The sequence below is a fragment of the Mycobacterium sp. 48b genome, assembly GCF_048282725.1.
Lineage (GTDB): Bacteria > Actinomycetota > Actinomycetes > Mycobacteriales > Mycobacteriaceae > Mycobacterium.
The window spans coordinates 3,140,055-3,153,322 of the sequence record NZ_JBLVUL010000001.1 but is presented as its reverse complement, the minus strand read 5'-3'; the positions used below and the strand labels follow the sequence as shown (position 1 = coordinate 3,153,322).

The 13,268-nt window shown below is 66.5% G+C and carries 17 protein-coding genes; 7 read left to right on the top strand and 10 right to left on the bottom strand.

Annotated elements, in window-relative coordinates; translation table 11 throughout:
• The first annotated feature begins 66 nt into the window (after positions 1 to 66).
• Positions 67 to 360, top strand: coding sequence for an ArsR/SmtB family transcription factor (locus ACNQR1_RS15305; RefSeq protein WP_105367160.1), 294 nt, complete (start codon positions 67 to 69; stop codon positions 358 to 360).
• A complete protein-coding gene (locus ACNQR1_RS15300) occupies positions 357 to 764 on the top strand; it encodes a Fur family transcriptional regulator (protein ID WP_418047053.1) in 408 nt (135 codons plus the stop codon). The genes ACNQR1_RS15305 and ACNQR1_RS15300 overlap by 4 nt, the downstream gene beginning before the upstream one ends.
• A gap of 153 nt (positions 765 to 917) precedes the next feature.
• Here the strand turns inward: ACNQR1_RS15300 and ACNQR1_RS15295 are convergent, their stop codons facing one another.
• From ACNQR1_RS15295 to recO, 4 genes are read right to left on the bottom strand one after another with little or no spacing between them, the layout of a single operon-like run.
• On the bottom strand, positions 918 to 1,313 hold the full coding sequence (locus tag ACNQR1_RS15295; RefSeq protein ID WP_418047052.1) for an NUDIX hydrolase: 396 nt from the start codon (positions 1,311 to 1,313) through the stop codon (positions 918 to 920).
• Positions 1,310 to 1,756 (bottom strand): hypothetical protein, encoded by a 447-nt coding sequence (locus tag ACNQR1_RS15290; RefSeq protein WP_211155006.1) that lies wholly within the window; start codon positions 1,754 to 1,756, stop codon positions 1,310 to 1,312. The genes ACNQR1_RS15295 and ACNQR1_RS15290 overlap by 4 nt, the downstream gene beginning before the upstream one ends.
• Position 1,757: 1 nt before the next feature.
• Positions 1,758 to 2,651 (bottom strand): decaprenyl diphosphate synthase, encoded by an 894-nt coding sequence (locus tag ACNQR1_RS15285; protein WP_418047051.1) that lies wholly within the window; start codon positions 2,649 to 2,651, stop codon positions 1,758 to 1,760.
• Entirely contained in the window at positions 2,587 to 3,441 is an 855-nt protein-coding gene (gene recO / locus ACNQR1_RS15280; protein ID WP_418047050.1) for a DNA repair protein RecO, read from the bottom strand. Before recO ends, ACNQR1_RS15285 begins: the two co-directional genes overlap by 65 nt.
• Positions 3,442 to 3,504: 63 nt before the next feature.
• Between recO and ACNQR1_RS15275 the strand changes: the two genes are divergently transcribed.
• Positions 3,505 to 5,016: an amidase gene (locus tag ACNQR1_RS15275; protein WP_418047049.1), complete on the top strand. Its 1,512-nt coding sequence runs from the start codon at positions 3,505 to 3,507 to the stop codon at positions 5,014 to 5,016.
• A 67-nt stretch (positions 5,017 to 5,083) separates the two neighbouring features.
• Entirely contained in the window at positions 5,084 to 5,479 is a 396-nt protein-coding gene (locus ACNQR1_RS15270; protein WP_418047048.1) for a hypothetical protein, read from the top strand.
• Positions 5,480 to 5,499: 20 nt separating this feature from the next.
• On the opposite strand, the gene era is transcribed toward ACNQR1_RS15270, so the two are convergent.
• The 6 genes from era to ACNQR1_RS15240 form a co-directional block, all read right to left on the bottom strand.
• Entirely contained in the window at positions 5,500 to 6,402 is a 903-nt protein-coding gene (gene era, locus ACNQR1_RS15265; RefSeq protein WP_418047047.1) for a GTPase Era, read from the bottom strand.
• Positions 6,399 to 6,716, bottom strand: a complete 318-nt coding sequence (locus ACNQR1_RS15260) for a cytidine deaminase (RefSeq protein ID WP_418047046.1) — start codon at positions 6,714 to 6,716, stop codon at positions 6,399 to 6,401. Before ACNQR1_RS15260 ends, era begins: the two co-directional genes overlap by 4 nt.
• Complete coding sequence (locus ACNQR1_RS15255; RefSeq protein WP_418047045.1) at positions 6,709 to 8,010, bottom strand: hemolysin family protein; 1,302 nt, start codon at positions 8,008 to 8,010, stop codon at positions 6,709 to 6,711. Before ACNQR1_RS15255 ends, ACNQR1_RS15260 begins: the two co-directional genes overlap by 8 nt.
• On the bottom strand, positions 8,007 to 8,561 hold the full coding sequence (gene ybeY / locus ACNQR1_RS15250; RefSeq protein WP_418047044.1) for an rRNA maturation RNase YbeY: 555 nt from the start codon (positions 8,559 to 8,561) through the stop codon (positions 8,007 to 8,009). The genes ACNQR1_RS15255 and ybeY overlap by 4 nt, the downstream gene beginning before the upstream one ends.
• Complete coding sequence (locus ACNQR1_RS15245) at positions 8,558 to 9,604, bottom strand: PhoH family protein (RefSeq protein WP_418047043.1); 1,047 nt, start codon at positions 9,602 to 9,604, stop codon at positions 8,558 to 8,560. The genes ybeY and ACNQR1_RS15245 overlap by 4 nt, the downstream gene beginning before the upstream one ends.
• A gap of 256 nt (positions 9,605 to 9,860) precedes the next feature.
• Positions 9,861 to 10,610 carry a hypothetical protein gene (locus tag ACNQR1_RS15240; protein WP_418047042.1) on the bottom strand — a complete coding sequence of 250 codons (750 nt, stop codon included), beginning with the start codon at positions 10,608 to 10,610 and terminating at the stop codon, positions 9,861 to 9,863.
• Between the two features lie 206 nt (positions 10,611 to 10,816).
• Between ACNQR1_RS15240 and ACNQR1_RS15235 the strand changes: the two genes are divergently transcribed.
• From ACNQR1_RS15235 to ACNQR1_RS15225, 3 genes are read left to right on the top strand one after another with little or no spacing between them, the layout of a single operon-like run.
• Entirely contained in the window at positions 10,817 to 12,319 is a 1,503-nt protein-coding gene (locus tag ACNQR1_RS15235) for an EspA/EspE family type VII secretion system effector (protein ID WP_418047041.1), read from the top strand.
• A gap of 19 nt (positions 12,320 to 12,338) precedes the next feature.
• On the top strand, positions 12,339 to 12,662 hold the full coding sequence (locus ACNQR1_RS15230) for an ESX-1 secretion-associated protein (RefSeq protein ID WP_418047040.1): 324 nt from the start codon (positions 12,339 to 12,341) through the stop codon (positions 12,660 to 12,662).
• A complete protein-coding gene (locus ACNQR1_RS15225; protein WP_418047039.1) occupies positions 12,662 to 13,252 on the top strand; it encodes a hypothetical protein in 591 nt (196 codons plus the stop codon). Before ACNQR1_RS15230 ends, ACNQR1_RS15225 begins: the two co-directional genes overlap by 1 nt.
• Positions 13,253 to 13,268 lie beyond the last annotated feature (16 nt).

Below are 13,268 nucleotides of genomic sequence, written 5' to 3'. Positions count from 1 at the left end.
ATTTCCAATACCACGGTGAATCAACACGACGACGCACGCGAGCACAGCGCTGGCCCGGCGTTGGAAATGCCGTCGCGCGAGGTGCTCGACTCCGCAGGCGAGTTGCTGCGTGCGCTGGCCGCTCCGCTGCGCATCGCCATCGTCCTGCAGCTGCAGCAGTCTCAACGCTGCGTCCACGAATTGGTCGACGCACTGGCCGTACCGCAGCCCCTGGTGAGCCAGCACCTGCGGATTCTCAAGCAGGCCGGGGTGGTGGCCAGCGAGCGCGCGGGACGTGAGGTGCTCTACCACCTCGTCGACCACCACCTGGCCCACATCGTCGCCGACGCTGTCGCCCACGCCAGCGAGGAACCGCGGTGACGGGCGCGGTCCGGTCCACCCGGCAGCGCGCGGCCATCGCCGACCTGCTCAACGAGACCGACGGATTCCGATCAGCCCAGGAGTTGCACGACGAGCTGCGCCGTCGCGGCCAGGCCATCGGCCTGACCACGGTGTACCGCACCCTGCAGACCATGGCGACCACCGGCAACGTCGACACGTTGCGCACAGATACCGGTGAGTCGGTCTACCGGCGCTGCTCGGAGGACCATCATCACCATCTGGTGTGTCGGGCCTGCGGGGCGACTGTCGAGATTTCCGGAGGCCAGGTCGAGACCTGGGCCGCCGACGTGGCCCGCGAACACGGTTTCTCCGACGTCAGCCACACCATCGAGATCTTCGGGACGTGTGGCGAGTGCGTCGGCGAGACCGCGGCCAGGTCGTGAGTGGCCGATCCTCGGTTCTGACGACTGCGCCATGTCGAAGGTCTCCCATGGGCCCGCAACACCATTCACATTGATTAGACATGCTCTAGGTGGAAGTTCGCAGCTACCTGGTGGCTGCAATCCTCGGCATAAGCGCATCGAAGTCCAGGGGCCCTAAGGATCGCGCACCAATGTGAGCACCGCGCGCTCGGTCAGCGGCGCCAACTCGATGTCGCCCGGCGTCTGCGGGTCGATCCACGTCATCTCGGCGATCTCGGCCTGCGGCCGCGGCTCGCCGTCCAGGCGGACAAGAAACAGGTCCGCGGCCACCTGATGACCTGGTTCGTTGGCGGCCGGCGCAGTGTGGTGGCCGAGTGCACGCGACTCGGACAATCCGACCCCGAGTTCCTCACGGATCTCCCGGGCCAGCGCGTCGATCGGCTGCTCCCCGGGCTCGATCTTTCCGCCCGGCTGCATGAATGCCGTCGTGCCGCGCTTGCGGACCACCAGCAACCGGTCGTGCTCATCGAGCACCACGGCCGCGACGATGCGGATGACCGGTGCGGTCACGACATCAGGTCCCGGCGCACATCGGCACCGGTGGCCAGAACCATCAGGATCAGCGTGCGCAGCGCGTCGTCGGTGAGCCCGGCCGCCGGGAAGTTGTAGCGCAGCATCACGTCGGCAACCTTCTTGGCCGGCCGCTTGCGGGCAGCGCCCTTCGGTGTCGCGCCGTTGGTCGGTGTCTCGACCAGTTTCTCCACCAACACGACCGTGCCCAGCATGGTCTTGCTGGCATGGTCGGATACCCGTTCGCGAATCTTGTTGTTCAGCGGCAGATCCCAGGCCAACGGCTGGGTCAGCGAGACCATCTCCAGGTCCTCGGCGATCGCCACCACCCGCACCGAGGCCACCGAACCGTCGACCGTCACCGTCAGCGCGCTGTCCTCTTCCTCGACGACGGACATCACCTCGCCGAGCGCCGAGGACAGCCGCTGCAGTAGGCCGGGCATCTCAGGCCCTGCCGAAGCGACGGTTGCGGTTCACATACTCCTCGCACGCGGCCCACAGATCGCGCCGATCGTAATCCGGCCACAGCTTGTCCTGGAACACGAATTCGGCGTAGGCCGACTGCCACAGCAGGAAGTTGCTGGCGCGCTGCTCCCCCGACGTCCGGATGAACAGGTCCACGTCCGGGATGTCAGGGCGGTGCAGATGCTTGGCGAAAGATGCCTCACTGATCCGGCTCGGGTTGATCTTCCCCTCGGCGGCTTCGGCGGCCAGTGCCTGTGCGGCCTCGACGAGTTCGGTGCGCCCGCCGTAGTTCACGCAGTAGTTGACGGTGATGACGTCGTTGCCGACCGTCATCTCCTCGGCGATGTCGAACTCCTTGATGACACTGCGCCACATCCTGGGCCGTGACCCGACCCAGCGCATGTTCACGCCCATGGCGTTCAGGTTCTCCCGGCGGCGGCGCACCACCTCGCGGTTGAAGCCCATCAGGAACCGAACCTCTTCGGTGCTGCGCTTCCAGTTCTCCGTGGAGAACGCGTAGACGCTGAGGTGTTTGATGCCCAGTTCGATGGCGCCGCAGGTGATGTCGATCAGCACCGCCTCGCCCATCTTGTGCCCTTCGGTGCGGCCCAGGCCGCGCTGGGTGGCCCACCGGCCATTGCCGTCCATCACCACGGCGACGTGATTGGGCACCTGGTCGGCAGGAATCCGTGGCGCGACGGCCTTGGAGGTGTGCTGAGGCGGGCGAGCGAAGCGGCCATTGGTGCCGGCCGGGATCTCCGGGAAGACGACGGGCCAGGTCGAGGTGTCCGGGAAGACCGGATAGTCCTCAGGCGCCGGGGGCAGCTGTGGGTAGGTCGACTTGCCCCGCTTCCCGTCCTTCGTCAATGCCATGGCCCATATCCTGCCCGACCAGCGTCGCGCGCTGCTCGGCGACTGTCCGATCGATGCGGTACACCCGCTCGACCAGAGGCAATGTCCGCAGCTGGCGCTCCAGGTGCCATTGCAGATGCGCCGCGATCAGGCCACTGGCCTGACTGCGATGCCCCGACGAGGAGGCCTCGGCATACTCCCAGTCGCCCTCGTGCAGCGCCGACATCAGCTCCAATACCTGCTGCGGCGGGGTGCTGGATCCACTGGGCCGACAGTGCACGCACACACTGCCTCCGGCGGCGACGTGGAATGCCCGGTGCGGCCCCGGCGCGGCGCAGCGCGCGCACTCGGTCAGCGCCGGCGCCCACCCCGCGATCGTCATCGCCCGCAGCAGGTAGGAGTCCAGGACCAGTTCGCGGGCCCGACGCCCGTCGGCGATGGCCCGCAGCGCGGCCACCGTGAGCCGGTGCAGGTCGGGCATCGGTGCCCGCTCCTCCCCGGCCAGCCGCTCGGCGGTCTCCAACATCGCGCACGCACTGGTGTAGCGGCCGTAGTCACTGACGATGTCGGCGGCGAACGCGTCGATGGCCTGCACCTGGGTGACGATGTCGAGGTTGCGTCCCGGATGCAGCTGCACGTCGATGTGGGCAAACGGCTCAAGCCGCGCACCGAACTTGCTGCGGGTACGCCGGACCCCCTTGGCCACCGCGCGCACCAAACCATGGTCGCGGGTGAGCAGGGTGACAATCCGGTCGGCCTCGCCGAGCTTGTGCTGGCGCAGTACCACCGCCCGGTCCCGGTACAGCCGCATCGTGACAGTGTCGCACCATGGCCGGACAGGTTCCGTTATGCACCGCCGATATTCTCGAAAGTGATGGCCAAATCCGCGACTTCCGACCCTGGTTCTGTCATACCGTCGACCCCCTTTCCGACCCTGACCAATCAGCTCTATCAACTTGCCAGCGGCGCAGTCACATCTGAAGAACTGGTACGTCAGTCCTTACACGCCATCACCGCGAGCCAGTCCACCCTCAACGCGTTCCGTGTCGTACTGACCGAGCAGGCGCTGGCCGACGCCGCCAAGGCCGACACGGCTCGCGCGGCCGGCAAACAACTCCCACTGCTGGGAATCCCGATCGCGGTCAAAGATGATGTCGACGTCGCCGGGGTGCCCACCCGGTTCGGCACCGACGGCTCCACCCGCGTCGCCGCAGACGACGCTGAAGTGGTGCGCCGACTGAAGGCCGCCGGCGCGGTGATCGTCGGCAAGACCAACACCTGCGAACTCGGCCAGTGGCCGTTCACCGGCGGTCCGGGCTTCGGGCACACCCGCAACCCCTGGTCGCGCAGGCACAGCCCGGGCGGGTCCTCGGGCGGCAGTGCTGCCGCCGTCGCCGCGGGCCTGGTGACCGCGGCCATCGGATCCGACGGTGCAGGCAGTGTCCGCATCCCCGCGGCGTGGACGCACCTGGTCGGTATCAAACCGCAGCGTGGACGCATCTCCACCTGGCCGCTGCCCGAGGCGTTCAACGGCATCACGGTCAACGGGGTGCTGGCCCGCACGGTCACCGATGCGGCACTGGTGCTCGACGCCGCGTCGGGTAACGCCGAGGGCGACCTCCACAAGCCGGCGCCGATCCAAGCCGCCGAGCATGTCGCCCGCGCCCCCGGACCATTGCGCGTGGCCATGTCGACGAAGTTCCCGTTCACCGGTTTCCCCGCCACGCTGCACCCTCAGATCCGCGATGCATTGCAGACCGTCGCCGATCAGCTCGGGCAGCTGGGCCACACCGTGGTGACCAAAGACCCCAACTACAGCCTGCGGATGTCATGGGATTTCCTGGCCCGCTCCACCGCGGGGCTACTCGACTGGACCGAGCGGCTCGGAGAGGTGTCCTACGACGAGCGCACCCTGGTCAACATGAGGATCGGTCGGCTGTTGTCACAGCACGTGCTGCGCAAGGCCCGGGCACACGAAGCCGCTGTGCAGCGGCGGATGTCCTGGATCTTCAACCTCGTCGACGTCATCATCGCGCCGACCACGGCCCAACCTCCCCCGCTCACACACGAATTCGACCGGCGGGGATGGTCTGCCACCGAACGCAGCTCCATCGCCGCCTGCCCGGTGACCTGGCCGTGGAACCTGCTGGGCTGGCCGTCGATCAATGTGCCCGCGGGCTTCACCTCCGACGGGCTGCCGATCGGCGTCCAGTTGATGGGACCGGCCGACAGTGAGCCGCTGCTGATTTCACTGGCCGCCGAGCTGGAGGCGATCACCGGTTGGGCGGCCAAACAACCCGAGATCTGGTGGAGTGCCCCGGCGCAGACGGATGCGTCCCAGGCCGCGGCAGCGATCAACTCCCTTGACGGGCAGCCGAACTGCTGATCGGACCCCCGTTGTCGGTCGTGTAGCGTTTGGTCGACGTTCAAATTTGGGCAAGGGGAGTGCCGCAGTGAGCTATCCGGATCCGTACCAGCCTCAGCAACCTCCGCCGGGGTCGTATCCACCGGCGCCGCCGGTTCAGCCCGGACCGTATGGCTATGGAAACCCACCGTACGTCCCACCCAACGGTGGCTACCCGCCCGCTCAGCCCTACCAGCAGTACGGTGCCCAGCCATACCAGCCGTATTACCCTCCGCCGGGCGTCCCGCAGCCCTCTGCCGAACGGGACAACGGCAACTCGGGGGTCTGGCGGGTTCTGGAGGGGGTCATGCTTCTCGCCGTGGGCCGCTCAGCACGTAGTTTCGGCGACACCCCGAGAGCCCGCGTCCTCGCCTTGTTGGCAATAGTGGGCGTCACACTCGCCATGGTCGTGATCGTGGCCATGGTCGTCGTGTTGATGAAGTAGACGCCGAGCCGTCAGGCTCGTCAGAAGCCCAGTCGGCCCAGCTGTTTGGGATCGCGCTGCCAGTTCTTGGCGATCTTGACCCGTAGGTCGAGATAAACCTTTGTGCCGAGCAGCTTTTCGATCTGAGTCCGCGCGGCGGTGCCGACTTCGCGCAAGCGGGCGCCGCCCTTGCCGATCACGATGCCCTTCTGGCTGTCACGCTCGACGTAGAGGATCGCGTGCACGTCGATCAGATCGTCACGCCCTTCACGTTCTTCAACCTCCTCGATGACCACCGCCAACGAGTGCGGAAGCTCGTCGCGCACGCCTTCCAGCGCTGCCTCGCGGATGAGCTCGGCCATCAGTACTTCCTCGGGCTCGTCGGTGAGTTCGCCGTCGGGGTAGTAAGCAGGCCCCGGCGGAAGTTTGGAGACGAGGACGTCGGTGAGCACATCGAGTTGTTCGTTGGCGGTAGCCGACACCGGCACGATGTCGGCGTCGGGCCCGAGGAGTTCGCTGACGGCCATCAGCTGTTCGGCTACCCGCTCTTTAGGCACCTTGTCGATCTTGGTGACGACGGCGATCAGCGTGGTCTTGGGCGCCACCGCGCGGATCTGCTGATATATCCAGCGATCACCGGGACCGATGCGCTCATCGGCGGGGATGCACAGACCGATGACGTCCACCTCGGAATAGGTGTCCTTGACCAGGTCGTTGAGCCGCTGCCCGAGCAGGGTGCGCGGCCGGTGCAGCCCTGGGGTGTCGACCAGGATGATCTGGAAGTCCTCGCGGTGCACGATGCCACGGATGGTGTGCCGGGTGGTCTGCGGCCGGTTCGAGGTGATTGCGACCTTCTGGCCCACCAGCGCGTTGGTCAGCGTCGACTTGCCGGTGTTGGGCCGGCCGACGAAACAGACGAAGCCCGAACGGAACTCCGGTGTCACAGCGGTTGTCCCGCCCGGTCGGTGACGATCACGGCGGCGTCGGCGGACAGTTCCCGCACCGCGGCGACGCCTGCGTCGTCAACGGCACCGCCGACCAGCACCGCGGCCTCGAGCCCCGTGGCACCGCTGGACACCGCGGCCGCCACCGCTGCTTGCAGCGCGGTCAGTTGCAGCGCGGCCAGGGTCACCGGGGCGCCGGCGTAGGTGCGGCCGTCCTGATCGCGCACCGCCGCACCCGTGGACGCCTCGGCGCGGCCCATCGCCCCGCGGGCCAGCACCACGAGCTTGTTGTCTTCCGCGTCGAGCTCAGTCATCGGTACCTCGGGTCTCCTGTTTCTCAGATTCAGTCGGGCTGACCAGGACCGTGCCGATCCGCACCCGTCCACGATGGTCGGAACCACCCTCAGCCCGCAGCCGCAGGCCGTCCCATGTCACTTCGGCGCCGGGAAGCGGCACCCGGCCCAATTCGAATGCCACCAGGCCGCCGACGGTGTCCACGTCGAGGTCCTCGTCCGCCTCCATTTCGTAGAGTTCGCAGAGGTCTTCGATCGGCAGCCGCGCCGACACCCGGTAGTGCCGGTCACCGAGGTCTTCGACCGGGGCCACCTCGTCGGTGTCGTACTCGTCGGCGATCTCGCCGACGATCTCCTCCAGCACGTCCTCGATGGTGACCAGGCCGGCGATCGCACCGTATTCGTCCACGAGCAGGGCCATGTGGTTGCGGTCGCGCTGCATCTCGTTGAGCAGTTCGTCGAGTGGTTTGGAGTCGGGGACGAACACCGCCGGGCGCATCACCTGCGCGACGTTGGTGTCACGGCCACCGTTGGTCGAGTAATAGGTCTGCTGGACAAGGTCTTTCAGGTAGACCACGCCGACGATGTCGTCGACGTTCTCGCCGATCACCGGGATGCGGGAGTGCCCGCTGCGCACCGCCAACGACGTCGCTTGACCTGCTGATTTATCACTCTCGATCCAGACCATCTCGGTGCGCGGAACCATGACCTCGCGAGCCGGGGTGTCGCCGAGCTCGAACACCGACTGGATCATCCGGCGTTCCTCGTCGGCCACCACGCCGCGCTGCTGAGCCAGGTCGACGACCTCACGCAGCTCGATCTCGGAGGCGAACGGTCCGTTGCGGAAGCCGCGGCCCGGGGTGAGCGCATTACCGATCAGCACCAGCAGTCGGCTGATCGGGGTGAGCAACACCGAGATCGCCTGCAGCGGCAGCGCCGAGATCAGCGCGATGGAGTAGGCGTTCTGCCTGCCGACCGTGCGGGGGCCGACACCGATGGCCACGAAGCTCGTCACCACCATGATCGCGGCCGAGGCCACCAGACCCCAGCTGACGCCGAGGTGCCCGTCGAGGAAGGACACGAGCAGGACGGTGGCGCTGATCTCGCAGGTGATCCGCAGCAGCACAACAAGATTGATGTAACGGGGCCGTTCGGCGACTACCCGGCTGAGCCGTGCGGCGCCGGGACGTTCCTCACGGACCAGCTCTTCGATCCGCGCGATCGAGACGGTGGACAGCGCGGCGTCGATGGCCGCGAAGAGACCACCGAACCCGACCAGCACCACGGCGCCGAGCAGTGGGAGTAGGCCTGTCACGGATTGTCGCCGTGGTTGAAATCATCGAAGTAACGGGACTTGTGCAGCAGGCGCTGGTCCTTCTGGCTCTGCCGGTCGGCGTGATAGGCCTCGACCTGATCAGCCACCCATTCCTCGAGCAGCTGACGCTGCAGCGCGAACATCTCTTTTTCCTCGTCCGGCTCGGCATGGTCGTAGCCGAGCAGATGCAGCACCCCGTGCACGGTCAGCAGAGCCAGCTCCTGACCGAGCGAGTGCCCGGCCTTGGCGGCCTGCTGCTCGGCGAACTCCGGGCACAAGACGATGTCGCCCAGCATGGACGGGCCCGGCTCGGGTGAGTCCGGCCGTCCCCCGGGCTCCAGCTCGTCCATCGGGAAGCTCATCACGTCGGTGGGCCCTGGCAGGTCCATCCAACGCATGTGCAGGTCGGCCATCGCCGCACTGTCCAGGAGCACCATCGAGAGCTCGGCCGCCGGGTGCACGTCCATCTTGGCGATGACGAAGCGCGCGACGCTGATCAGTTCGTCCTCGGAGACGTCGATACCGGACTCGTTGGACACCTCGATGCTCATCGGCGCGGCCGTCCGTTCGACGAACGGCGCTGGGCACGGTTGAGCAAGGCCGGCTCCTCGTGTCGGGCGTAGGCGTCGACGATCTCGGACACCAGGCGGTGGCGGACCACGTCGGCGCTGGTGAGTTCGGCGAAATGGATGTCGTCGATACCGTCGAGGATGTTCATTGCCGCGCGCAGGCCCGAGGTGTTGCCGCCGGGCAGGTCCACCTGCGTGATGTCGCCGGTGACAACGACTTTGGATCCGAACCCGAGACGGGTCAGGAACATCTTCATCTGTTCGGCGGTGGTGTTCTGCGCCTCGTCGAGGATGATGAACGCGTCGTTCAACGTCCTTCCCCGCATGTACGCCAGCGGTGCGACCTCGATCACCCCGGCGCTCATCAGCTTCGGAATGAGCTCGGGATCCATCATGTCGTGCAGTGCGTCGTACAGCGGCCGAAGGTACGGGTCGATCTTCTCGCTCAACGTGCCGGGCAGGAAACCAAGGCGCTCACCGGCTTCCACCGCGGGGCGGGTCAGGATGATCCGGCTGACCTGTTTGGTCTGCAGGGCGCTGACCGCCTTGGCCATCGCCAGGTACGTCTTGCCGGTACCTGCCGGGCCGATACCGAACACGATGGTGTGCGCATCGATGGCGTCGACGTAGCGCTTCTGGTTGAGCGTCTTGGGCCGGATGGTCTTGCCGCGGCGGCTCAGGATGTCGAGCGTCAGCACCTCGGCCGGCGACTCGTCTTCGGTGCCGGTGAGGATCGCGACGCTGTGCCGCACCGCCTCGGGTGTCACCGCCTGCCCGCTGGAGGCGACGGCGATCAGTTCGGCAACCACACGTTCGGCCAATGCCACGTCGGCAGGTTCGCCGGTGAAGGTGATCTCGTTGCCGCGGGCGTGGATGTCGGCGGTCAGAAGTCTCTCGAGTGCCCGCAGATTCTCATCAGCGGAGCCGAGCAGGCCCACGATGATGTCGGGCGGAACAGTGATGCTGCTGCGGACAGATTCCGATGTGGTGGCCGACGAGTCAGCGGTCGTGTCGCGGGGCGTCACGTGGAGTTTGTGCCTGCTTTCCGTGTTTTCAAGACGGCTGGCTGCCGTCGTACTGTTGCCAGTTTACCGCTGGTCAGCGACACGCCCCAATGGTTAACCGCGAGCTGGCCCGGGCCGGGCGAATCCGCCGGTGATGTCCCCTGCCGGACCCTGCGACGAGTGTGTCCCCTGTTGCGCTGTTTCAGCCGGGACAGCGCAGGAAGGTGCACTCTCGTCGCAGCGTGCGGAGACGACATCGGGACCGCACCGGCTCCGATCAGCCCGCGAACCCGGCCAACGCGGCCTGCACCGCATCGTCGTCCGGCCGGGCGTACATCTTCCGGGACCGGCGGTCGTAGCTGGCGAGGAAGGGGCAACTGTCGGCGGTACCGGTGACGGTTTCCCCGCTCTTGATCACCTTGCCGGTCTTGGCCTCGCGGAACGTGACCTCGTATTCGACGGAGTAATAGTCGACGGTGACGCGGTTCCCGTCATCGTCGTCGACGCAGGACGTGGCCTTCACCTCACTGCCCTTCTTTCGATCCAGGCAGGCAACGACGTTGATCTGGGTGTAGTCGTCGGACGTGGTCCATTTGTCGGAAGCGACCGGCAACCAGGTCTCGTCGACGATTCCCAGACCGGTGAAGAAGGCCGCGACGTTGTACGGCTTGCCGTAGTCCGCGGCATTGGTGATCCGATCGTTCTCGCACACGGTGGAGAAATCGGATGCCGACTGGGCAGTCCGGTCTTGGCCCTCTGCACCTACCTTGTAGATCTCGTACCCCATGAACCCGACGAACGCGATTCCCACGACGGCGATGACAGCGACGATCGCGATGGCGAGTCCCGATTTCTTCGGCCGGATCGGCGGTTGCGCCGGAGGCCATTGCGGCGGCCGGCCATAGGGAGGCGGCGGGGCGCCGGCCTGGCCCTGCCACGGTTGCCCCTGCGGTGGCGGCCAATGCGGCGGCTGCTGCCCGTAGGGAGGTTGACCGTACGGCGGCGGGCCTTGCGGCGGAAAACTCACCAATTGAGCGTAATGCCTGGCCAGGCCGCAGGTAGCGCTAAATCTCCCAGCGATCGGTCGGTGCACCGGTCAGCTGCGATATGACGGCAACAGGGCTGCAGCGCACCCAAATTGGCGATCGGGACCTCCTTTCACCGCTGTTAGGCTTCGACAGTCAAATCTCAGGGGGAATGGCCCTGACACCACGCTTCGGGGGATACGCTGGCATGTCGCGAGGGCACAGTCCGAGTAGTTCCAATCGCCATGGAAACCACCACAACGGATCCAATAACGGGAACCACTCAGGAGACTCGAACAACGGGTCTCACACCGGGTCTCGCAACGACGGGTCTCACACCGGATCCGACAGCGACGGCGGGCCGCTCGGCAAGCTCGGCGACATCAAGGATGCCGTCGAGGGGGTCGGCGACATCGTTGACGACGTGAAGTCGATCCTCGAAGGCGACCCGATGGGTGTTGTCGGCCTCGTCTCCGACGGTGCCCAGCTCGCCCAGATGTTCCTACCCGCGGCCTACGCCACCCCGATCATCGAGGGCGGAATGATCGCCCTGGATCTGATTTCGAAAACGCTGGGATTCGGCGACCCCAACGGCGGAGACGACTTCAACGAGGGCGCGACCGCCCTGCAGTCCACCGGCCGTGGCTTGGAGCAGGCGTACCCACAGTCGTGGGAGGGAACGAGCTCCGGCGCCTACAGCTCCCAGAACTCCAAGCAGATCGATCGCACCTCGGCCATGATCAGCGCCGACAATCAGGTCATCTCGATTCTGGGCACCGAAGCCGAGCAGGTTGCCACCACGCGAGACAACATGGACAACATCGCGACCTGCTTGGGTGCGGTTATCGCCCCGGCGATGGCGTTGAACGCCATTCCGGTCTACGGGCAGGCAGCTTCGCTGTCGTTGCAGGCCGCAGCCGTTGCCGTCGCGAGCGGGGCTGCCGGAGTCACCATGGGCGAGATGGTTTCCAACGCCATGGACAACGCCAATCAGCTGGAGCAAGCGATCTCGAAATACCAGCAGGTCAGCAGCGAGGCCAAGCCCAGTGGCGGCTCGATGACCGAGGCACCGGGCACTTCCAGCCCAGGCACTCCGACCACCTCCGGCAACGGCAGCGCACCGACAGGAGGCTCCCCCACCACCAGCGCACCGACCGGGAGCTCCCCGACCGGGGGCGGTGGCGCGTCCAGCGGTGGCGGTGGTTCCACCGGTGGCGGCTCGTCCAGCGGCGGCAGCGGAGCGTCGACCAATTCGGGTTCTGGCACGTCGAGCGGTGCCGGCGCGAGCTCTGTGCCCTCCACCAGCGGCGGTTCGTCGACCGGAAGCGGTGGCGCGTCGAGCGGTAGCGGTAGCGGTGCATCGGGTGGAGGATCCAGCCTGCTCGGATCGCTGGGCACGTTGATCGGCCAGGTCGCTCAGGTTGCCACTCAGGCCGCCAGCCAGGCCGTCAGCCAGGCCGAACAGGCCAAGGAGGACACTCCCGACGCGGCTGAGAAGACCGCTGCGGCGGAGGCCGAGGACGCGAAGGGCGAAAGCCCGGAAGAAGCCGGCACCGAACAGCAGGACGCGGCCGGCGCCGGAAGCGAAGCCACCGGTGAGCGGGCTCCCACCCACATCGCCGTTGGCCCCGACGCCGAAGGTCGTGACGGACACATAGGCGTCGGACCTGCCGCCCCGACCACAACCCCGCTCGCCACACGCGCAGTCTGACCACAAGAAGGAGCTCTCCATGTCAACTCCGTTGAAGGTGCAAACCTCCGAGGTTCGTGAGCTGGCCGCCAAGCAGACATCGGCGGCCGAAGGTTACGGAGCGACCGCCGGTACTACCGGCACCGCCAGCCTCTCGGTCCTGGTGACGCATGGCGTGGTGTGCTCGGGAACCGCGATGGCCGTGGCCAGTGCCAGTTCTGCCCGATCCTCCGCAGCCACGGCGATGCAGTCGGTTTCTGCCGAGCTTGCCGAGAACCTGGAGACCGCCGCAGCCAACTACGACAAGGTCGACGCCCAGGAGCAATGCAGCATCGGCGCCCAGATGCATCCCGGCGGCAGCTGATGCCGGGCGATTGGGAGGACGACGCCGAGCATTTCGACGACGGCATGGATGCGCTGGACTTCGACGGTCCAGCCCAGGGAGATGATGACTGGTCCGGTCTGGAGGCTCTCGATCATCATGCGGCGGACGCCGAGTCCGAAGCTGAACACTCCGGCTGGGACGCAACCCCTGATTCCCCGAGCGCCGAAACCGACATGGGTTCCTTCGATTTCGATGCGTTCGGCACGGAGACGCAGGATCCCGTCGACGCGGATTCCCGCGCGCTGTTCACGGTCGCGCACCCGTCACACATGCTCAGCGTGACGGCGTCCATCAGTGGAGGGATCTTCGCGGTCGAGTTGTCCCCGGAAGTAGGTCGTTTGACCGAGAATCAACTCGCCCAAACGATCAGAAAAACGGCAGAACTCGCCAGCCTGAAGGGCCGTTCGGTGCAGTTTGAACTGGTTTCCGAGTTGATGCGCCGCCAAGGTGTCGACGAGGCAACCGTCAGCCAATACCTGACCCACGACATCGGCCTTCCCACTCCCCAACGAGCTGCCGAAGCCGAGGCTCTCGCCGTCTCGCAGTACCTGCGCGAGACCCACCCTTGACCCGAATGGACTGAGG